Here is a 19,079-nt window from a genome sequence, read left to right as displayed (position 1 = left end):
GCCTCGCGCCGGCGTCCGCTCCACATTAGTTGACATAACGTCGATTATCGGCGCCAGCTGCACGGGCACGGAAGGGGTTGGTGATCTTGGATCATCCCTGCGCTGTGCGGTCGCTGTGACGACGACGATCCACCGTCGACCGCGCAGCTCCTGCACTCAGCGTCGGTCGCACCGGCAACCGTTTCCGAGGCTCTCGCTCGGTGGCCGTGCGTCGACTTCCGACCCGCTGCGCCTCGTCGAGTCGCTCCGGGTCTGTCCGACTCCCCCATGTGTCGATCTTGATCCCTGATGATCTTGATGGTCGTTCGTCGATCTTCGGTCCGGCGCCGTACGTCGATCGGCACTTCGACGGTGCCCGAATCCCGCCCAGCGGCACTCAGGGCCCCTCTCCCCCCATCCCGCTGCACCCTTGTACTTACGTAACAGTGACGTAAGTACAAGGGTGCAGCAGGTTCGACGGGCGGTCGGCAGCTGGTGTTCGTAGGGTCGGGACATGCAGATCCGACGCCCGCTCGCCGCCTTGTTCGCCGCACTGGCGCTCTTCGGCGGTGGCGCCACGATGACCGCCTGCCAGGCCGCAGGACAGGACCAGAACGACGGGACGACCGACGACAGCGAGAACACCGGCGGTGGCGAGCCGGGCAGCGAGGACCAGGGCAACCTGCCGGACAACAGCAACCCGGAACAGGACCAGGACGACCTGGACGACGACACCAGCGACCCGGACTGAGTCCGGGAGGTCGTCAGCTCGAGCGCTCGGTGACCCACAGGCGGTCGAGCCGGCCGGTGGAATGCACCAGGTCGGCCAGCGAGCGCTCGAGCTCGGCCTTGGTCGGGCGCTCGGCCAGCATGGTCTGCACGTCCTCCAAGGCGCAGCGCAGCTGGAACAACCGGTCCTGCAAGCCGTCGAGGTCGGCGCGGGACACCAGCACCACGTCACCGGGCAGTCCGGCCTTCTGGGTGGCGGCCCGCTGCTCGTAGGCACGCTGACGGCAGGCCTGGCCGCAGTACAGCCGGGGTCGGCCGACCGAACCCTGCTCGGGCAACACCCGGCGGCACCAGCCGCAGCGGCGGTGCTCACCGCTCCCCCGGCTGGGGAGGGGCTGGACGGGGAGGGACGCCGTGCTGCCGGACGCGTGCTGCTGTGCCACGCCTCGGGACGGTAGACGCCGGTACCGACAGCCGGGGGTGACACGCCACAACGCCGCCCTGGAACCGCGCTCCTGCACCGCCTCGGCGCTCGTCCCCGGCCACCCGTGCCGGGGCCCCGCAGGCGTCGGGGGCGCTGCCACTAGCGTGAACGCGTGCTCCCCGCGCGGTTCGCCTACCTCGACGCACCGACGCCGCTGGCCATGGCCCACCGCGGCGGCGCGATCGAGCACCTGGAGAACACGATGCCGGCCTTCCAGGCCTGCGTGGACATGGGCTACCGGTACCTGGAGACCGACGTCCAGGTGACCGCGGACGGCGTCCTGGTGGCATTCCACGACCACACGCTGGAGCGCGTCACCTCCCAGCCCGGCCGGATCGACGCCCTGCCGTGGAAGCAGATCAGCGAGGCGCGCATCGGCGGCCGGGAGCCCGTCGTGCGGCTCGAGGACCTGCTGGCCGCCTGGCCGGACGTCCGGTTCAACCTCGACATCAAGGCCGCGGGGGTGCTCGCCCCGCTGGTCCGGCTGGTGCGCCGGATGCAGGTGGCCGACCGCATCTGCCTGGGCTCCTTCTCCGACGCGCGGATCGCCGCCGCCCGGCGGCTGTTCGGACCCTCGGTGTGCACGTCGCTGGGGCCCCGCGGGGTCGCCGCGCTGCGGCTGTCGTCCTACTCGCCGCGCGCCGCCGGGCTGGTCCGGATCCAGGCCGGCTGCGCCCAGGTGCCGCTGCAGCTGGGCGGCCGCGCGCTGGTCGACGAGCGCTTCATCGCCGCCGCGCACGCCCGTGGTCTGCAGGTGCACGTCTGGACCGTGGACGACCCTGCCGAGGCCGAGGCGATGCTGGACCTCGGTGTGGACGGCATCATGACCGACCGGCCCGCCATGCTGCGCGAGGTGCTGGAGAAGCGCGGCCAGTGGACACCGCGGTGAGCCTCGGCGAGCGGCTGCGCAGCTGGCACCCGCGCACGCCTCCCCTGCCCCAGGACCTCGCCGACCTCGTCCGCCCGGACGACCCGGAGTGGTTCGCCCGCGAACTGGCCATCGCGGTGGCCCCGCCGTGGTGGGTGTGGCGGTTCCTGCTGAGCCGCTTCCCCTGGCTGGTGAGCATCTTCGGGCGGGTCGAGGTCACCGGCGGCATCCCCGAGGAGCTCCGTCGCGGCCCGCTCCTCCTGGCCGCGAACCACATCGGCGACTTCGACCCGTTCGTCATCGCCGTCGCCCTGCACCGGGTGGGCGTGATGCCGCGCATCATGGCGACCGGCGGGATCATGTCCGCGCCCGTGGCCGGGCCGCTGCTGGAGCGCACCGGCGCCATCCGGGTGGAGCGGGGCACCGAGCTCGCCCGGCACGCCGTCCGGGTCACCGAGGTCGCCCTGGTCCACGGCGGCCACGTCGTCGCCTATCCGGAGGGCCGGGTCGGCCTGGCGCCGGACTTCTGGCCGGAGCGCGGGCGGACAGGGATGGCCCGCCTGGCCCTGGGTCTGCGGGTGCCGGTCATCCCGGTCAGCCAGTGGGGCGCCCACGAGGTGCTCCAGTACGGCAACGACTGGGGCAAGCTGCGCACCCTGGTCCGGGCGGTCGTCCGGCGTCCGGTCCTGCGCGTCCACGTCGGCCCGCCGGTCCACTTCGACGACCTGGAGATGGGCCGGGTGGGGGACGCGAACCGCGCGCGGACCCGCATCGCCGCGGCCCTCACCCGTGGGCTGCGGCCGCTGCGCGCCGGCGAGCTGGACGCCCCCGCCTTCGCCGATCCCACGCGCCCGACCACCGCCGTCGCCGCCTTCCCGGGCGGCGTCGTGCCGGAGGACATTCCGTGACGGAACCGCACCGGTGCTGGACCGGCCGCGGCCGGACTGGAAATCTGCCGCGGTGACCTCTGCTCCGCCCGCCGCCCCGTCGGTGCCCCCGGTCGATGACGCGCTCAAGCGCGAACGGTTCGGCTGGTACTCCTACGACTGGGCGATGTCGGTCTTCAACACCTCGGTGACGACCGTCTTCCTGGGCCCGTACCTCACCGCCATCGCCCGGGACGCCGCCGGTCCCGACGAGCGGCTGTCGTTCCTCGGCCTGTCCATCGCGGCCGGCAGCTGGTTCTCCTACGTGCTCTCGGCCTCGGTGGTCCTGCAGGTCCTCGTGCTGCCGCTCACCGGCGCCGTCGCCGACCGCACCGGGCGCAAGCGGGAGATGCTCCTGGGCTTCGCCCTGCTGGGCGCGCTCGCCACGACGGCGCTGTTCTTCGCCGGGGACGGCCGCTGGCTGATGGCGGCCCTGCTCTTCGTCCTCGCCAACATCAGCTTCGGCGCGGCCACCGTCGTCTACTACTCGTGGCTGCCCGACCTGGCCGGCCCCGACGACCGGGACAAGGTCTCCAGCCGGGGCTGGGCGTTCGGCTACGTCGGCGGTGCGCTGCTGCTCGCCGTCCACCTCGGCCTGGTGGTCGCCGCCGAGGACCTGGGGCTGACCACCGGCGAGGCGGTCCGGATCTGCCTGGCCACCGCCGGCCTGTGGTGGGGCGCGTTCACCCTGTTCTCCTACTCCCGGCTGCGCAACCGCCCGGTCGCGGCGTCCGCGCTGCGCTCCGGCAGCAGCTTCCGGCAGCTGGCGACCACGTTCCGGGAGATGCGTGCCTTCCCGCTGACCCTGTGGTTCCTCGGCGCGTACCTGCTGTTCAACGACGGCGTGCAGACCGTCATCTCGCTGTCGGCGACCTATGCGACCGAGGAGCTGGACCTGGCCCAGGACGTGCTCACCGGCGCGATCCTGATGGTCCAGGTGGTGGCGATCTTCGGCGCTCTCGGGCTGGGTCGCATGGCCGGGCGCTACGGGGCCAAGCGCGTGGTCCTGGGCGCGCTGGTGGCCTGGATCGGCGTGCTGTTCGCCGCGTTCTTCCTGCAGACCGGGGCGGTCGCCCAGTTCTACGCCCTCGCCGCGGTCATCGGCCTCGTGCAGGGCGGCACCCAGGCGCTGTCCCGCTCGCTGTTCAGCCAGCTGATCCCGGCGGGCAAGGAGGCCGAGTACTACGGCTTCTACGAGATCAGCGACCGCGGCACCAGTTGGCTCGGACCGCTCGCGTTCGGGCTCACCTACCAGCTCACCGGGTCCTACCGGCTCGCGATCATCAGCCTGGTGATCTTCTTCGTGGGCGGCTTCATCGCGCTGGCCGCGCTCCCGATGCGCCGCGCCGTCCTGGCTGCGGGCAACACCCCACCGGAGCGTCTGTGACCGCGGTGGAGGCCGTTCAGCCGGCCACTCCCCTGCCGTTGCCCGGGCCGGCGGCCGTACCCGCGTCGGGCGACCGGCGCCGGCATCCCGCTCCCGCGCACCTGCGGTTCTTCCACGGGCCCATGGACTGCGGGAAGTCGACGCTGGCCCTGCAGGTCGACCACAACCAGAGCCGGCAGGGCCGGCACGGCCTGCTGGTCACCCAGGGCGACCGATCGGCCGCCCCGCAGATCAGCTCCCGGGTGGGGCTGTGCCGGTCGGCGATCGAGATCGACGGCGCCACGGACCTGCGGCTGCTGGTCCGCGACCGCTGGGCCGACGGCCACCGGGTGGACTACCTGATCGTCGACGAGGCCCAGTTCCTCTCCCCCGGCCAGGTCGACCAGCTCGCCGAGCTGGTCGACGAGTCGCACGTCGACGTCTACGCCTTCGGGCTCACCACCGACTTCCGCACCCGGCTGTTCCCCGGGACGCAGCGCCTGCTGGAGGTCGCCGACGACGTGCAGCGCATCCAGGTCGAGGTGCTGTGCTGGTGCGGGCTGCCCGGACTGCTCAACGCCCGGGTGGTGGACGGGGCGATGGTGCGCTCCGGCGAGACCGTCGTCGTCGCCGACACCGCGCCGGCGGAGCTGCCCGGTGAACCCACCGGTTCCTCCCCCGCCGTCCGCTACCAGGTGCTCTGCCGGCGGCACCACATGCGCGGTGAACTCGGCCCGACGGCGGCCGGACCGGGGCAGCTCGCCCTCCCCTGAGCCCGGGACTCACCCCTGCGGGGGGCGCTCAGGGGCCGCCGGAGCCCCGAATCTGACCCCATGCGATGATGAGCAGCCGATTCGGCGGAATCTCTCCGCCTTTTTCGTCGTTTATCTCTCTGACTCCCCGATCACTGGGTAAGCCCCTGGGCGATCGGACGTCGAGTCCCGACCGACACAAGACGAGAGGACGGTGTGCCATGGGTGAGCGTTCCTTGCGCGGCAGCCGACTGGGCAGCGTCAGCTACGAGACCGAGCGGAACACCGCTCCGATCGAGCGGCAGTACGCCGAGTACCGGTGCGCTTCCGGCCACCTGTTCACGGTGCCGTTCGCGGACGACGCCGAGCTCCCCGACACGTGGGAGTGCAAGTTCGACGGGTCCGCCGCGAAGCTCGTCGGTGGCTCGGAGCCGGCCCCCAAGAAGGTCAAGCCTCCGCGGACCCACTGGGACATGCTGCTCGAGCGCCGCAGCGTCGAGGACCTCGAAGAGGTCCTCGCCGAGCGCCTCGAGGTGCTGCGCGGACGGCGTACCCGCGCCAGCTGACGCACGGATGACGGAACGGCCCCGGTGGATCCCACCGGGGCCGTTCTGCGTCAGGGGCGCCGGTGCGGATCGCCCAGGACCTCGCCCTCGATGACGGGCCGCCGCTCCCCCGGGACGTCGTCGCCCGGCATCTGGGCGGTCCGCACGCTCTGGACGCGCACCGGTCCCCGCATGCGGTCGGGCAGCCGCGACAGGACCAGGCGTCCCAGCGCCCGGCGCACCAGCCCCCGCGTGCCCGGCAGCAGGCACAGCAGCCCGACGACGTCGCCGATGAAGCCCGGCAGCACCATCAGCAGGCCGCCGACGGCGATCAGCCCGGCGTTGCCCAGCTCGGCCCCGGGCGACCGGCGGGTCCGCGCCCGCTCGCGCAGGTCGGTGAGCGCGCGCGTGCCCTGCCGCCCCAGCAGTACGAAGCCCAGCGCGCTGGTGGCCAGCGTGGCGAGCACCGTGGCCCCCACCCCGATCCAGGCGGCGACGAGCACGAAGACCACCAGTTCGGCCAGGGCGGTCAGCCCCACCACCAGCCGCAGCCGCCGGCGCACCAGGTCAGCCACGTCGGTTCCTCCTCATGGTCGTTCCGCCTCTCCGTCGCAGGGCCGGGAGTCCGGAGCCCCCGGTCAGCGACGGGTGTCGCCGTCCGGGCCCGAGACCGGAGGGGCGACCCTCCCGGGCAGCCAGCCGGCCAGCCGGTCCTGCACGCCCCACACGGTCACCCGTGCCCATGCCTCTCCAACGATCGAACTGCTCATCTTGCTCCGGCCGTACGCCCGTTCGGTGAACGTGATGGGCACCTCGGTGATCCGGGCACCCGCCCGCTGCGCACGCCACGCCCAGTCGACCTGGAAGCAGTAGCCCTCGCTGGACACCTGATCGAAGGGCAGCCGGTCGATCAGCTCGGCCCGGGCGGCCCGGAACCCGCCGGTGGCATCCTGCAGCGGCAGCCGCAGCGCCCAGCGGGTGTAGCGGTTCCCCACGCGCGAGAGCAGCAGGCGGTGGGCCGGCCAGTCCTCCACCCGGCCACCGTCGACGTACCGGGAACCCAGCACCAGGTCGGCGTCGGCGAGGGCGTCCAGCAGCCGGGGCAGCTGCTCCGGCGGGTGCGAGCCGTCGGCGTCCATCTCGACCAGCACGTCGTACCCGTGCTCGCGGGCCCACCCGAAGCCGGCGACGTAGGCCCGCCCGAGGCCGGCCTTGGCCGCGCGGTGCAGCACGTGCACCCGGGGGTCGGCGGCGGCCAGCCGGTCGGCGATCTGCCCGGTCCCGTCGGGTGATCCGTCGTCCACCACGAGGGCGTGCGCCGACGGCACGCTGTCGTGCAGGCGCCGCAGGATCCGCTCGACGTTCTCCGCCTCGTCGTAGGTGGGGATGATGACCAGGACGCGCTCGCTCATGCGGTCTCGCCCGCCCGGCGCCGGGCGAGCGGGCGGCGAGCCACCACGAGCAGCGCACCGACGCCCAGGGCCGTCAGCAGCCACTCCGGCGCCGACCCCAGCCGGGCGGCCACCGTGCGGCTGTTGCGCTGAGCGATCTCCTCCACGAACACGTCCGGGGTGAACAGCTCGGAGGAGCGCACGACCGTCCCGTCGGGCGCGACGACGGCCGAGATGCCGCTCGTGGCCGCGATGGCGACGGTGCGGCCGTGCTCGACCGCGCGCACCCGGCTCATCGCCAGCTGCTGCTCGCTCTCGGCGGTGTAGCCGAAGGTCGCGTTGTTGGTCTGGACCACGAGCATCCCGGCGTCGGCGACGTCGGCGACCAGCCCGTCGTAGACGACCTCGAAGCAGATCAGGTCACCGACGCGGACCCCGCCGACGTCGAGCAGGCCGACCTCGTCGCCGGCGGCGAAGTCCCGGCGGACGAGGTCGACCTTGTCGCTGAAGAACCGGAAGAAGCCGCGGTAGGGGATGTACTCGGCGAACGGCACGGGGTGGCGCTTGACGTAGGTGTCGCCCGGCCCGTTCTGGGGGTCCCAGACGATGGCGGTGTTGCTGACGTTGCGGCCCGGCCCCTCGACCACCGCGCCCACGAGGATGGGGACGCCGATGGTCGCTGCCGCCCGGTCGATCTGCCGCGCGGCGTCGGCGTTGGTGTACGGGTCGATGTCGGAGCTGTTCTCCGGCCAGAGGACCAGGTCCGGTTGCCGCTGCTCCCCCGCGTCCACCGCCGCGGCGAGCTCCAGCGTGCGCTGCACGTGGTTGTCCAGCACGGCCCGGCGCTGGGCGTTGAAGTCCAGGCCGGCACGGGGCACGTCGCCCTGGATCACGGCCACGGTGGCCGTCGGGCCGCCCGCGGTGAGCGACGGTCCTGGCAGGGGCAGCCAGGCGAGCGCGCCGACCAGCGGGACGGCGACCGCGGCGGCCAGCCCCGTGGTGGCCACCCGGATCCACCCGGCCCGACCGGTGCGGACCAGCCCCAGGACGGCCGCGGCGAGCAGCGTCCCGGTGAGGGCGACGGCGAAGCTCACCAGCGGCACCCCGCCGTAGGCGGCCAGGGACAGCAGCGGCCCCTCCGTCTGGCTCAGTCCGAGGCGTCCCCAGGGGAAGCCGCCGAAGGGCGCGCGACCGCGGAGCGCCTCCTGGGCGACCCACAGCGCCGCTGTCCACACCGGCCAGCCGGGCAGCCGGCTGATCAGGGCGGCGGCGCCGCCCAGCAGAGCGAGGTACAGCGCCTGCACGACGGCGAGCGCCAGCCACGGGAAGGCGCCGACGTAGGTACCCGTCCACGACAGCAGCGGGACGAAGAAGGCGAGGCCCGTGACCAGGCCCAGCCACAGCCCCGCGCGGACGCGCTGCCCGTGCACGGCCAGCGCCAGCGCCATGGGACCCAGGACGGCGAGGGGCACGAGAGCGGGACCGGGGAACGCCAGCATCGTGCCGAGCCCGCCGACGACCGCCAGCAGGGTGCGCCACGGCAGGGCGCGCGAGCGCCGCGGGACCGGGGACTCCGTGACCCCGCTGTCCCCACCGGGGACGGTGGGGGGCGGCAGGGTGCCCGTCGCCGGCCCGCCTCTGCCTGCAGGCACGCGCTGCCTCCTGGATGCTGCCGCGCCCGGACGGGGCGGATCCTCCCCGCACCGCTCGGGCGGGGTCCGGACCGCCGGTGGTGCGCGGTCCCGACCCAGCATCCCATTCCGGCCCGGCCCGGCGGCGGAGTACGCCGACGTGCCCGCACGGACCGCGACCCGTGACCGAGGAGCGCCGGCGGATGCACCACGCGGGCGGCGCGCCTTCGGGCCGGACGGCCGCTCGCTGGCTGCGAGCGGCGCGACCGTTGTCTGATGGCGCGGGTCCACGCGGGCTCCACCGGGATGCCCGCACGCACTCCCCCGACGGCCCGCCGCTCCTCCTGTGCCAGGTGCGGCGCAGGCGGCACGCGGCCGCCGGCGCCGGCCAGGCGGACCGGACGCGCCCGTCCGGAGGAGCACCAGCGGTGCGCCCGGTCAGGAACTCCAGGCACTGTAAGAAGTGCACCCCGGCGGAATCGAGACCTTCGAGGGCTGAGAGTCGGAGTGTGACCGGATCGTTACTCTTCGCCGTTCCCGGTCGGACGGCGGTCGGAGCTCACGGCTGCCCGCCCACCGTGAGCCCGTCGACGACCAGCAGTCGGCACTCCGGCCGGCCCCGGTCGGCGAGCACCCGGGACAGTCCATCCGTCGTCGCCCAGAGCGCGAGGTCGGCCGGCGCCCCCACGGCGAGGGGGCCGGCCGGGTGTTCGCTGCGCGCGGCGGACCAGCCGCCGTGGGTGGCGGCGTCGAAGGCGTCGAAGGGTCGCAGCCCGGAGGCCGGCGTCCGGTGGTCGACGGCGGCGTGCACCCCACCCCAGGGGTCCAGCGGCGTCACGGGGGCGTCGCTGCCCAGCGCCAGCACGACCTCCCCCTCGGCCAGATCGGCGAACGGGTTGGTGGCCAGGGCCCGCTCTCGGCCGAGCCGTTCGGCGTACATGCCGGCGTCCCCGCCCCAGGCCGCGTCGAACGCGGGCTGGACGCTGGCCACCATGCCCCACGCGCGCATCCGGTCGATGACGTCGCCGGTCACCATCTCCAGGTGCTCCAGCCGGTGCCGGCAGGCCCGGACGGCGGCGACACCCAGCTCGTCGACGACGGCGCCCACGGCGTCGAGGACCTGGCCGACGGCGGCGTCGCCGATGCAGTGGAAGCCCGCCTGGATCCCGGCGACGGTGCAGTCCCGGACGTGCGCCACGAGGGACGCCGTCTCGAACCGCAGCGCGCCCGCCGTGTCGGGCCTGTCGCTGTAGGGACTGCTCAGGGCGGCGGTGTGCGAGCCGAAGGCGCCGTCGCAGAACAGGTCACCGCCCGCGCCGGCCAGGCCGAGCTCGCGCACCAGGTCCAGCCCACCGCGCTCGGACAGCTCACCCCAGTAGCCGAGCACCCGCGGGCCCGGGCTGCCTGCGGCCAGCGCCAGCAGCTCCCGCAGGTCCTCGGCCGAGGAGACCTCCGGGCCGGCCATCTCGTGCAGGCTGCCGATGCCCAACGCGGCAGCTGCCGCCCGGGTGGCCTCCTGCGCCGCCCGGCGCTGGACGGCGTCGACCGAGCCGTAGGCGGCCTGCCGGGCGGCGTGGTGGGCGTCGAGCCGCAGCCGCCCGTCCGTCGAGAAGCCGGGCAGCTCGGCGATGCCCGGGATCCGGTCCAGCAGCGCCGTGGAGACCGTGGCCGAGTGCACGTCGACCCGTGCCAGGTACGCCGGGCGGTCCCCCACGACCGCGTCGACGTCGTGGCGGGTGAGCCCGCGCCGCTCGGGCCAGCCGGTCTCGTCCCAGCCGGTGCCCAGGACGATCCCGCTGGTCGAGCGGTCGACGTGCGCTCGGAGGTCGGTGACGGCGTCGGCAACGCTCAGGCTCGAGTGGAGGTCGAGACCGGTCAGCGCCAGCCCCGTCGCCGTGGCGTGCACGTGCGCATCGACGAAGGCCGGGGTGAGCAGCGCCCCCTCCCCCGTCACCACCCGGTCTGCGCCCGGCGCGTCGGCCGCCGCGCCCAGCCAGGCGATCCGCCCGTTCTCCACGAGCAACGCCCGACCGGGCCGGTCGCCCACGGTGACGTCGGTGATCACCATGCTCATGCCGTCTCCCCCGGGACCGCCGTGGTGCGCCCCCGACGGGAAGTCGTTCCCTGCTCGCGTCGTCACGTCCCCGGTCACTCCCTCGCTCGGTCCAGGCCCCGCCGGCAGGCGGGTGCGGGAGAAGAAGACCACGTCTCCGGACCCGCCCCGGCGCCGACCGGGTTCCCCCGGCGACCGGGACGGTGCATCCTCGGCGGTCATGGGCTACGTCGTGGTGCACATGGGGTTCTCGCTCGACGGCTTCATCGCCGGTCCGGACGGCGAGATCGACTGGCACGTGGTCGACGAGGAGCTGCACAGCCACTTCAACGACGAGCTGCGCGCCGCCGCGGCCTTCTACGAGGGGCGGGTCGTGTACGAGCTGATGGAGGGTCACTGGCCGACGGCGGACGACGACCCCGGCGCCTCGGCCGCTGAGCGGGACTTCGCCGGCATCTGGCGGGAGACGCCCAAGGTGGTCTTCTCCCGCACCCTGCAGCGCGTGGGGCCGAACGCCGAGCTGCTGCGGGACGTCGTCCCCGAGGAGGTGCGGGCACGGGTGGCGCGGCTGGACGGACCGGTGATCGTGGGTGGCGCGACCCTGGCTGCTGCGTTCGCCGAGCACGACCTGGTCGACGAGTACCGGCTGTACGTCCACCCTGTGCTGATCGGTCGGGGCCGGCCGATGTTCCCGCCGACGGATCGGCGGACCCCGCTGCGATTGCTGGAGACCCGGGCCTTCGGCAACGGCGTCGTGCTGCTGCGCCACGGCCGCCCCTGAGCATGTTTGCCGTGCGGGTCCGGCGGTAGCCCTTCCGGATGGGAGGCGAAGGCGAGCTGCTGTGCACCGGCCGGCTGCGGTTGCGCCCGTGGACCACCTCCCCTGCCGACCTGGCGCGCCTGGCCGACATCTACGGCCGGGAGGAGGTCACGCGCTGGCTCGGCGGGCCGCCGACCGTCTCGCTGCCGGAGCTGGTGACCCGCTGGCAGGGCGTCCACCGGACCGATGAGCGCTTCGGCTGCTGGGCGGTGGAACGGCCCGACGGGGTGCCCGGCGGGACGCTGCTGCTCAAGCCCCTGCCCCACGGCGTGGGCGAGGTCGAGATCGGCTGGCACCTCCACCCCGACTCGTGGGGCCACGGCTATGCGACCGAGGCGGCCCGGGCGGTGATCGACCGGGCCTTCGGCCTGGGGCTGCCCGAGGTCTACGCCGTCGTGCGGCCGGGCAACGAGGCTTCGATGGGCGTGTGCCGGCGGCTGGGCATGGAGCCGCTGGGCCGCATGTGCCGGTGGTACGGCGTCGAGCTGGAGGCCTTCCGGCTCATGGCGCCGGACGTCGTCGACTGACCGCTGCGGTGCGACGCCTCAGCGGCGCCGCAGACGGCTGGTCACCCGCTGCAGCGGCGACTTCCGGCGCTTCTTCACCACCTCGCCGGCCGCCCGGGCGGCGTCGCCGACGGCTGCCTCGGCAGGCGTGGGGGCGGTGCCGCCCAGGTGGGCCGGCTGCCACCAGCCCTCACCGTCGACCGGCTGGTCGGGATAGGTGCGCTGCGCCTCGTCGAGGAGCGCCTCCATCGCCTCCCGCGTCCGCTGCATCAGGGCCGGGATCTTCTCGCCCGGCTGCGGGACGAGGGGGTCCCCGACGATCACGGTGACGGGGATGCCGCGCCGCCACGCGACCTTGCGGTTCCGGGTGGCGACCCGGTGCCCGCCCCAGACCGCAGCCGGGATGATCGGCACGCCGGCGTCGATGGCCATGCGCGCGGCGCCGGCCTTGAGGTCCTTCACGGTGAAGCTGGTGCTGATCGTCGCCTCGGGGAAGATGCCGACGACCTCGCCGTCCTTGAGGGCGCGGACCGCCGCCTCGAAGGCGGCCGATCCGGCCTTCCGGTCGACCGGGATGTGTCGCATCGCGCGCATGAACGGTCCGGCCACGCCGTTGTCGAACACCGCCTTCTTGGCCATGAACCGGACCAGGCGGTGCTGGGGCAGCGCGGCCAGCCCGAGGTAGGTGAAGTCGAAGTAGCTGACGTGGTTGCTGCAGATGATCGCGCCACCGGTGACCGGCACGTGCTGCGAGCCGCGGACGTCGAACCGGAAGCGGAACAGCCGGAACACGACCAGCGCGATGCGGATGACGAACCGGTAGGGCCGGTCGCGGGGATCGGGTCTCGGGCCGTACAGCCCTGGCCGGACCACGTCTCGCCAGCTCACCGTGTGCATGGCGCGGAATCTAGCGGGTGCCCCTGCCGCCCGCCGCCCCGGCGCACTGCCGGGTGACCCGTGGGGCCGCCTGCGGTCAGCTCGGGTCCTCGCCGTTGGTCACGGCGACGGCGGCGCGCACCACCGCGGTGAGCTCGCCGGTCTCCTGGTGCACGCGGCGTTGCAGGTCGGCGCCGGTGCCCCGGGCCAGCAGCGCCGTCAGGCCGCCGTCGACGACCCGCTCGTCACCGGCGTCGGCCAGCGCGGGGCGGACGTGCTCCAGCAGGTCACCCAGGACGTCGGCGGCCGGGGCGGGGCGCCCGGTGCGCGGGTGGACCAGGTCGTCGGCCAGTCCGGAGCGGCCGGCCCGCCACGCGGCCAGGCGCAGCACCTCCGGGCGCATGTCCGGTGCGGCGCCACCGGCCCGGGCGTCGCGCGCCGCCGTCTCCACCAGGCCGCGGACCAGGCCGGCGAGGGTGACGGCATCCTCCACCCGGAGGACGACGTCGGCGGTGCGCACCTCGACGGTCGGCCACTTGGCAGACAGGCGGGCGTCGAAATAGACCATGCCGGTGTCCAGGACCGTCCCGGTGGCGAGGACGTCGTCGACCAGCCGGTGGTAGTCCGCGGCATCGGCGAACGGGCCGTTCGGGCCGGCGGAGGGCCACCGGTGCCACACCTGGGACCGGAAGCTGGCGTAGGCGGTGTCGTTGCCGCGCCAGAACGGCGAGTTCGCGCTGATCGCCGTCAGGACCGGCAGCCAGACGCGGATCCGGTTGAGGACGTCCACGCCCTCCTCGTCGTCCTCGACCGAGACGTGCACGTGGCAGCCGCAGGTGAGCACGTCCCGGGCGGTCTGCCCGAAGGCGGCCTCGAGGCGGGCGTACCGCTCCCCCTCGGTCGGCACCGGCTCCACGGCCACCGGCGAGGTGGCCAGCGCCGCGACGCGGGCGCCGACAGCGGTCGCCGCGGCATCGGCGCGACTCCGCCAGTACCGGAGCTCCCGTCCCACCTCGTCGAGCGTTCCGCAGACGGCGGTGCCGAGCTCGAGCTGCTGCGCCTTGAGCTCCGGCATGAGGTGCGCGGTGTCCGGGGTGTCGGCCTCCCCGCGCTCGGCGCGGTCGTGCTGCTCGACGTCCTCGCCCTCGCCGGTCCGCGCGGCGATGGCCAGGGCTTCCGGCCCCTTGGGCACCGGGCGGCCGGTCGCATCGACGACCAGCAGCTCTTCCTCGACGCCCACGGTTCGCACGCGTCCATGATCTGCGAGTGCGGGACCGGAGCGCAGTCGTGCGGGCAGCGGGCTCACCCCGTGGGTTGAGATCCCGCTCATCCGGTGCCGGCCCGGCGCCGGGGAAGCCCCCCGGCGTTGCTGCTGGCGCCCGCAGGGCGCCCGTGACTCTGCTCTCGGCAGGTGACGCCAAGCAGGGATCGCATTGTTGTTGGGGATAACGGTAGTATTCGTCCATGGCACGTGCCTGGCAGCAGCCGTTGCCCGAGATGCCGGCCCCTCCGCCGCCGTCGGCGTGGAGCCGGATCACCCCGCCCTCCGGCTACGAACCGCAGTGGCGCCGGCTGGTGGACGCCGCACTCGAACTCGACCTCGGTCCCGACGACCTGGCGGCCGGTGGGCTGGACGCCGTCGCGCAGGTCCGCGAGTGGAAGCCCGCCACCGTGGCGCTCTACAGCAAGGTCGCCCGGTACGGCGGCCTGGCGCTCCCGCTGCCCGCGACGCCGGAGCCGGACCCGGTGGCGCTCGACCTCCGCCCGCTGACCCAGCTGCGCGGCGACGACCCGGAGCACCTCCGTTCGGTCGCGTGGTGCGCCCTGGCCCTGGGGTGGCCGGCCCCGGTCGGGGTCTTCCGGTCGTTGCGGCGGGACCAGGTGCGCGTCACGTCCCGGCGGCTGCTCCTCTCCACCGACGACGGCGAGTGGGCGGTGCCGGGAGCGCTCACGGCCTGGCACGCGTGGGAGGCCTGCCGGGACCGGTTCCCGGCGCTGGCCGCGAGCCCCTGGGTGCTGCCCGCGCTGCGCCGTGGTCCTGGGCTGGACTCGCGCATCGGCGGCCGGCTGTCCTCCCAGGCGCTGCAGGCGACGTTCACCAAGCACGTGCGCAGCACGGTGGGGCACCTGCGTGCCACTGTCACGCCCTCGCGCCGTGAGGCGGTGGAGCAGCTCGCAGCGGACTACCGCCGGCTCTCCTACGACTCCTACCGGCGGCTGGCCCTGGCGGCCGGCGCTCCCCCGGTCTCCGCCCGCGGTGTGGTGCGGGCGGAGCGCACGGTGTCCCGGACCGCGCGCGCCGGCCGCCTCGCCGGCTGACCGGCGCTCACAGCAGGCTCAGCTGCTCGGGCACCTCGTCGGGCGGCTGGGGTTCTGGTCGCGGTGCCCAGGGAGGGCGGACGCCGGGCAGGCCTCCGGTCGGCAGGCTGCCGTCCGGGAAGCCGACCTCCTCGTCGCCGGGCACCCCGGTGGCGATCGGCCCGTCGATCTGCCGCGCGGCGCCGCCCGAGCGGCGGTCCAGGCCGTGCCGCGCCAGCAGCGGCGCCACGCGCCGGGAGAGCCAGCTGCGGTACTCCGCCGGCACGTAGGCGCGACGCGCGTAGAGCCGCTCGTAGCGCGGGACCAGCTCGGGGTGCGCACCGGCCAGCCAGGCCATGAACCACTCGCGGGCGCCGGGGCGGAGGTGCAGCGGGATGACGGTGACGCCGGTGGCCCCGGCGGCCGCGATCGCGCCGATGGCCGCGTCGAGGCTCGCCTCGTCGTCGGTGAGCCCGGGCAGGACGGGGGCGAGGAACACCCCGCACGGCAGGCCCGCCTCGGTCAGGGCGCGGACGAGGTCGAGGCGGGCGCGGGGCGCGGGGACGCCCGGTTCCAGGGCGGCGTGCAGCTCGTCGTCCCAGATGGCCATGGAGACGCCCAGCCCGACCGGGACCTGTCCGGCCGCCTTCGTGAGCAGCGGGACGTCCCGGCGGAGCAGGGTGCCTTTCGTCAGGATGGAGAACGGGGTGCCGGAGTCCGCCAGCGCTGTGATGACGCCGGGCATCAGCCGGTAGCGGCCCTCGGCGCGCTGGTACGGATCGGTGTTCGTACCGAGCGCCACGTGTTCCCGTTGCCACGACGCGCGGGCCAGCTCCTTGCGCAGCACGTCGACGAGGTTGGTCTTCACCACGACCTGGGTGTCGAAGTCCCTGCCCGAGTCGAACTCCAGCCACTCGTGCGTGCGGCGCGCGAAGCAGTTGTGGCTGATGACGCCGTTGGCGACGAAGTCACCGGTGCCCGTGGTGATGTCGAACATCGGCATCTCGACACCGAGATCTTCGATGCTGCGGACGCGGAGGTCGGCGTCGCTCTTTACCGCGATGCCCTCCAGTCCGCACTTGCGTCGAATGGCCGGGTCGACCAGGTGGATGAATCGGAGATGCTCGCGAAGGCCCCCTCGGAGACGCACGGTCCTGACGCGATTGGCCAAGCCCGGATCCTCGAGGACCGAATCGAAGCCGAATGCAGAGAACGAATCCTGGGTGTACGCGAGCATATTGTCATCGGCGTTGCTGATCCGGAGAACTCCTCGACTGCGGCTTCCTTCCGCATCGAAGATTCCCGCGAGGAAGCCGCGGCGCCACGCATCGGAGGGTTTCTCCGGCCACTCGACGAGTTCTCTGACCCGCTGGACGGCGGCGGCGGCCGACGTGCGGATGGCTCGCATCGCGCGGCGATTGCTCGTCACAGGTGAGAAGTCGAACTCGACGGTGGGCACCCCTTCCTTCAAGAGGTACTGCCGACTGCGCGCCAGCCCCTGAGGGTCCGCCAGCGCCAACCGAAACCGGTGCACGTCTCCATGCGCCCCGCCGGGCCGCTGATAGCGGTAGGTCTTCACGTGGGCGTCCCCACGCACCATGCCGGTCAGGTACCCATTGCGGTACTCCGCGCATTTCGGGACATCGACGGAGGACCGGCCGAAGCCGAGCAGCGTGTCGTTGGTGGTCAAGAAGGGTCGCCGGTCCGCACCGCTCATCGAACCGGTGACGTGCTTCCAACCGCGTCCGGTGAGGAAGCGGTGATCCCCGCTCGCCACGATCTCCGTCCCGTCCCCGAGCGCCACCCGGAATGCCGGCTTGACCGTGGACCAATGAGCCAGCACCTCCGTCGTCACGTAGTGGCGGTACGTCCCGCGCTTCTCCGTTCCGATGATGCGGTCGCCGACCCGGAGGTCCGCGATGCGGCACTGGGTACCGTCGGCCATCAATACCCGGGTATCGCCTGACACGCAGTAGACACACGAATGACTGCAGCCCCGATACGGGTTGATCGTGTACGGGAACGGCATGGCCGAATCACCGGGAACGGCGTTGAGCGCGCTCTTGGACCGGACCTCGTGGAAGGTCAACCCGGGGAACTCCGGTACCTGAACGCTGCGGAGCAGGCCGCGGATCGTCGGCATGCCCGGCAGCGCCGAGGTGTCCTCGAGGTCGAGCCGCTGCGCTTCCCACCGCATGCACCCATCCGAACATGTGTTCGAACGGTTGTCCACCCCGCCGCGGCTCAGATCGGTGGGCGGTCCTCGTAGGAGGTCGAGAGGACGACCGCCGTCCGGGTGGTGACGTTGGCCGCCGAGCGGATCTCCTTGAGCAGCGCCTCCAGGGCGTCGGGCGAGGCCACCCGCACCTTGAGGATGTAGCTCTCCACCCCGGCCACCGCGTGGCACTCCTCGATCGCGGACAGGTGCGCCAGCAGAGCCGGAGCGTCGTCGGTCTGGGAATCGGTCGGGGTGATCGACACGAAGGCGGTCAGCGGCAGCCCGAGCTGCGTGGCGTCCAGCGTCGCCCGGTAGCCGGTGATCAGCCCGCGCTGCTCCAGCCGGCGCACCCGCTGGTGCACCGCCGACACCGACAGCCCGACCCGCTCGGCGAGCTCGGTGAAGCTGGCCCGCCCGTCGCGGGCCAGCGTCGCCATCAGCGCCCGGTCGACGTCGATGGCGGCGGCTCCCCCGGCCTCAGCCGGGGAGTTCGACGAGCTCACGGGGGCCGTTGTTGAGGACGCGGACGCCGTCGTCGGTGCAGACCACGATGTCCTCGATGCGGGCGCCGCAGCGACCGGGCAGGTAGATGCCCGGCTCGACGGAGAACGCCATGCCGGGTTCCAGCGGCAGGTCGTTGCCCGCCACGATGTAGGGCGCCTCGTGGGAGTCGAGGCCGATGCCGTGGCCGGTGCGGTGGATGAAGTACTCGCCGAACCCGGCGTCGGCGATGACCTCCCGGGCCGCGGCGTCGATCTGCTCGGCCGTGACCCCCGGCCGCACGGCCGCCGTCGCCGCCAGCTGGGCGGCGTGCAGCACGCCGTACCACTCCGCGACGTCGGCCGATGCGCTCCCGCCGACCACGTAGGTGCGGGTGCAGTCCGACCGGTAGCCGGTCGCCGTCTCCCCGCCGATGTCGACGACGACGACGTCGCCGGCCTCCACCGTGCGGTCCGACAGCTCGTGGTGCGGGCTGGCCCCGTTGGGGCCGGACCCGACGATGGTGAAGTCCACCCCGACGTGCCCCTCGGCGAGGATCGCGGCGGCGATGTCGGCGCCCACCTCGGCCTCCGTGCGCCCCACCCGGAGCCACTCCCCCATCCGCGCGTGCACCCGGTCGATGGCCGCGCCGGCCAGCGCCAGCTCCTCCACCTCGGCCGGGGTCTTCACCATGCGCAGCCGGTCGACCACCGGGCTCGCCAGCTCGAGCACGGAACCGGGCAGCGCACGTTGCACCCCCAGCGTGTGCTCGGCCCAGGTGCGCGAGCCGACGGCGACCCGGATGGGCGAGGAGCCCAGCCGCGCCGTCGCCGCGCCGGCGAGGAGGGCGAACGCGTCGTCGGTCTCGTCCCAGGCCAGCAGCTCCAGGCCGAGGGCGCCGGCCGGGCTGGCGTCCACCATCGGCGCCTCCAGCCGGGGCACCACCAGGAACGGCTCACCGGTGCGCGGCACCGCGAGGGCGGTCAGGCGCTCCATCGCGTGGGCGTCGTAGCCGCAGAGGTAGCGCAGGTCGGCGCCGGGGGTGAGCACGAGGAGGTCCACGCCCAGCTCCGCGGCGATCGAGCGGGCGGCGTGCACGCGATCGACGGTCACCAGCGGGCCGGAAGCGGTCGGGTTTCCCACAACCGCAGACTAGC

Annotated in this window: 19 protein-coding genes; 9 read left to right on the top strand and 10 right to left on the bottom strand. The window is 73.7% G+C overall.

Annotated elements, in window-relative coordinates:
- Positions 1 to 493: 493 nt before the first annotated feature.
- On the top strand, positions 494 to 730 hold the full coding sequence (locus GCU60_RS08445; RefSeq protein WP_163204152.1) for a hypothetical protein: 237 nt from the start codon (positions 494 to 496) through the stop codon (positions 728 to 730).
- A 13-nt stretch (positions 731 to 743) separates the two neighbouring features.
- On the opposite strand, the gene GCU60_RS08440 is transcribed toward GCU60_RS08445, so the two are convergent.
- Positions 744 to 1,151 carry a hypothetical protein gene (locus GCU60_RS08440; protein WP_239520735.1) on the bottom strand — a complete coding sequence of 136 codons (408 nt, stop codon included), beginning with the start codon at positions 1,149 to 1,151 and terminating at the stop codon, positions 744 to 746.
- Between the two features lie 153 nt (positions 1,152 to 1,304).
- Here GCU60_RS08440 and GCU60_RS08435 point away from each other — a divergent pair, with 153 nt between their 5' ends.
- The 5 genes from GCU60_RS08435 to GCU60_RS08415 all read left to right on the top strand — a co-directional run bounded on the left by GCU60_RS08435 (position 1,305) and on the right by GCU60_RS08415 (position 5,670).
- Complete coding sequence (locus GCU60_RS08435) at positions 1,305 to 2,081, top strand: glycerophosphodiester phosphodiesterase (protein ID WP_345770485.1); 777 nt, start codon at positions 1,305 to 1,307, stop codon at positions 2,079 to 2,081.
- A complete protein-coding gene (locus GCU60_RS08430) occupies positions 2,066 to 2,968 on the top strand; it encodes a lysophospholipid acyltransferase family protein (protein WP_345770484.1) in 903 nt (300 codons plus the stop codon). Before GCU60_RS08435 ends, GCU60_RS08430 begins: the two co-directional genes overlap by 16 nt.
- Before the next feature lie 52 nt (positions 2,969 to 3,020).
- Positions 3,021 to 4,373: an MFS transporter gene (locus tag GCU60_RS08425; protein WP_163204150.1), complete on the top strand. Its 1,353-nt coding sequence runs from the start codon at positions 3,021 to 3,023 to the stop codon at positions 4,371 to 4,373.
- Positions 4,370 to 5,125: a thymidine kinase gene (locus GCU60_RS08420; protein ID WP_163204148.1), complete on the top strand. Its 756-nt coding sequence runs from the start codon at positions 4,370 to 4,372 to the stop codon at positions 5,123 to 5,125. The genes GCU60_RS08425 and GCU60_RS08420 overlap by 4 nt, the downstream gene beginning before the upstream one ends.
- Positions 5,126 to 5,325: 200 nt before the next feature.
- Entirely contained in the window at positions 5,326 to 5,670 is a 345-nt protein-coding gene (locus tag GCU60_RS08415) for an RNA polymerase-binding protein RbpA (protein ID WP_163204146.1), read from the top strand.
- Between the two features lie 50 nt (positions 5,671 to 5,720).
- Here GCU60_RS08415 and GCU60_RS08410 read toward each other — a convergent pair whose 3' ends face one another.
- The 4 genes from GCU60_RS08410 to GCU60_RS08395 form a co-directional block, all read right to left on the bottom strand.
- Entirely contained in the window at positions 5,721 to 6,224 is a 504-nt protein-coding gene (locus GCU60_RS08410; protein ID WP_163204143.1) for an FxsA family protein, read from the bottom strand.
- Between the two features lie 63 nt (positions 6,225 to 6,287).
- Positions 6,288 to 7,061 (bottom strand): polyprenol monophosphomannose synthase, encoded by a 774-nt coding sequence (locus GCU60_RS08405; RefSeq protein ID WP_163204141.1) that lies wholly within the window; start codon positions 7,059 to 7,061, stop codon positions 6,288 to 6,290.
- Positions 7,058 to 8,692, bottom strand: a complete 1,635-nt coding sequence (gene lnt / locus GCU60_RS08400) for an apolipoprotein N-acyltransferase (protein WP_345770483.1) — start codon at positions 8,690 to 8,692, stop codon at positions 7,058 to 7,060. Before lnt ends, GCU60_RS08405 begins: the two co-directional genes overlap by 4 nt.
- Before the next feature lie 538 nt (positions 8,693 to 9,230).
- Positions 9,231 to 10,745, bottom strand: a complete 1,515-nt coding sequence (locus tag GCU60_RS08395) for an amidohydrolase (RefSeq protein ID WP_163204139.1) — start codon at positions 10,743 to 10,745, stop codon at positions 9,231 to 9,233.
- 199 nt (positions 10,746 to 10,944) lie between these two features.
- Here GCU60_RS08395 and GCU60_RS08390 point away from each other — a divergent pair, with 199 nt between their 5' ends.
- Both GCU60_RS08390 and GCU60_RS08385 read left to right on the top strand, forming a co-directional pair.
- Complete coding sequence (locus GCU60_RS08390; protein WP_163204137.1) at positions 10,945 to 11,505, top strand: dihydrofolate reductase family protein; 561 nt, start codon at positions 10,945 to 10,947, stop codon at positions 11,503 to 11,505.
- Between the two features lie 38 nt (positions 11,506 to 11,543).
- The gene (locus GCU60_RS08385) at positions 11,544 to 12,071 is read left to right on the top strand and encodes a GNAT family N-acetyltransferase (RefSeq protein WP_163204134.1); all 528 of its coding nucleotides are present in this window, start codon (positions 11,544 to 11,546) and stop codon (positions 12,069 to 12,071) included.
- 18 nt (positions 12,072 to 12,089) lie between these two features.
- Here the strand turns inward: GCU60_RS08385 and GCU60_RS08380 are convergent, their stop codons facing one another.
- Together GCU60_RS08380 and GCU60_RS08375 are read right to left on the bottom strand one after the other, a co-directional pair.
- A complete protein-coding gene (locus GCU60_RS08380) occupies positions 12,090 to 12,947 on the bottom strand; it encodes a lysophospholipid acyltransferase family protein (protein WP_163204132.1) in 858 nt (285 codons plus the stop codon).
- A gap of 76 nt (positions 12,948 to 13,023) precedes the next feature.
- Positions 13,024 to 14,175 carry a glutamate--cysteine ligase gene (locus tag GCU60_RS08375; protein WP_163204129.1) on the bottom strand — a complete coding sequence of 384 codons (1,152 nt, stop codon included), beginning with the start codon at positions 14,173 to 14,175 and terminating at the stop codon, positions 13,024 to 13,026.
- 215 nt (positions 14,176 to 14,390) lie between these two features.
- Between GCU60_RS08375 and GCU60_RS08370 the strand changes: the two genes are divergently transcribed.
- On the top strand, positions 14,391 to 15,245 hold the full coding sequence (locus GCU60_RS08370) for a hypothetical protein (protein WP_163204127.1): 855 nt from the start codon (positions 14,391 to 14,393) through the stop codon (positions 15,243 to 15,245).
- Positions 15,246 to 15,252: 7 nt separating this feature from the next.
- On the opposite strand, the gene GCU60_RS08365 is transcribed toward GCU60_RS08370, so the two are convergent.
- The 3 genes from GCU60_RS08365 to GCU60_RS08355 are packed head-to-tail and all read right to left on the bottom strand — an operon-like array spanning position 15,253 to position 19,065.
- Positions 15,253 to 17,421, bottom strand: a complete 2,169-nt coding sequence (locus GCU60_RS08365; protein ID WP_163204286.1) for an intein-containing Rv2578c family radical SAM protein — start codon at positions 17,419 to 17,421, stop codon at positions 15,253 to 15,255.
- Positions 17,422 to 17,468: 47 nt separating this feature from the next.
- Positions 17,469 to 17,945 (bottom strand): winged helix-turn-helix transcriptional regulator, encoded by a 477-nt coding sequence (locus GCU60_RS21550; RefSeq protein WP_163204125.1) that lies wholly within the window; start codon positions 17,943 to 17,945, stop codon positions 17,469 to 17,471.
- On the bottom strand, positions 17,920 to 19,065 hold the full coding sequence (locus GCU60_RS08355; protein ID WP_345770482.1) for a M24 family metallopeptidase: 1,146 nt from the start codon (positions 19,063 to 19,065) through the stop codon (positions 17,920 to 17,922). Before GCU60_RS08355 ends, GCU60_RS21550 begins: the two co-directional genes overlap by 26 nt.
- Positions 19,066 to 19,079 lie beyond the last annotated feature (14 nt).

This window comes from Blastococcus saxobsidens (assembly GCF_010682065.1).
Classification (GTDB): Bacteria; Actinomycetota; Actinomycetes; order Mycobacteriales; family Geodermatophilaceae; genus Blastococcus; species Blastococcus saxobsidens_B.
The sequence above is the reverse complement of the archived record's forward strand: the minus strand, read 5'-3'. Positions and strand labels throughout refer to the sequence as shown.

What these genes read in the sequence shown, in the direction of transcription:
- GCU60_RS08445 (WP_163204152.1), top strand. Translation starts at nt 494, where the DNA reads ATGCAGATCCGACGCCCGCTCGCCGCCTTGTTCGCCGCACTGGCGCTC.
- GCU60_RS08415 (WP_163204146.1), top strand. Translation starts at nt 5,326, where the DNA reads ATGGGTGAGCGTTCCTTGCGCGGCAGCCGACTGGGCAGCGTCAGCTAC.
- GCU60_RS08405 (WP_163204141.1), bottom strand. Translation starts at nt 7,061, where the DNA reads ATGAGCGAGCGCGTCCTGGTCATCATCCCCACCTACGACGAGGCGGAG.
- GCU60_RS08395 (WP_163204139.1), bottom strand. Translation starts at nt 10,745, where the DNA reads ATGAGCATGGTGATCACCGACGTCACCGTGGGCGACCGGCCCGGTCGG.
- GCU60_RS08390 (WP_163204137.1), top strand. Translation starts at nt 10,945, where the DNA reads ATGGGCTACGTCGTGGTGCACATGGGGTTCTCGCTCGACGGCTTCATC.
- GCU60_RS08385 (WP_163204134.1), top strand. Translation starts at nt 11,544, where the DNA reads ATGGGAGGCGAAGGCGAGCTGCTGTGCACCGGCCGGCTGCGGTTGCGC.
- GCU60_RS08380 (WP_163204132.1), bottom strand. Translation starts at nt 12,947, where the DNA reads ATGCACACGGTGAGCTGGCGAGACGTGGTCCGGCCAGGGCTGTACGGC.
- GCU60_RS08370 (WP_163204127.1), top strand. Translation starts at nt 14,391, where the DNA reads ATGGCACGTGCCTGGCAGCAGCCGTTGCCCGAGATGCCGGCCCCTCCG.
- GCU60_RS08365 (WP_163204286.1), bottom strand. Translation starts at nt 17,421, where the DNA reads ATGCGGTGGGAAGCGCAGCGGCTCGACCTCGAGGACACCTCGGCGCTG.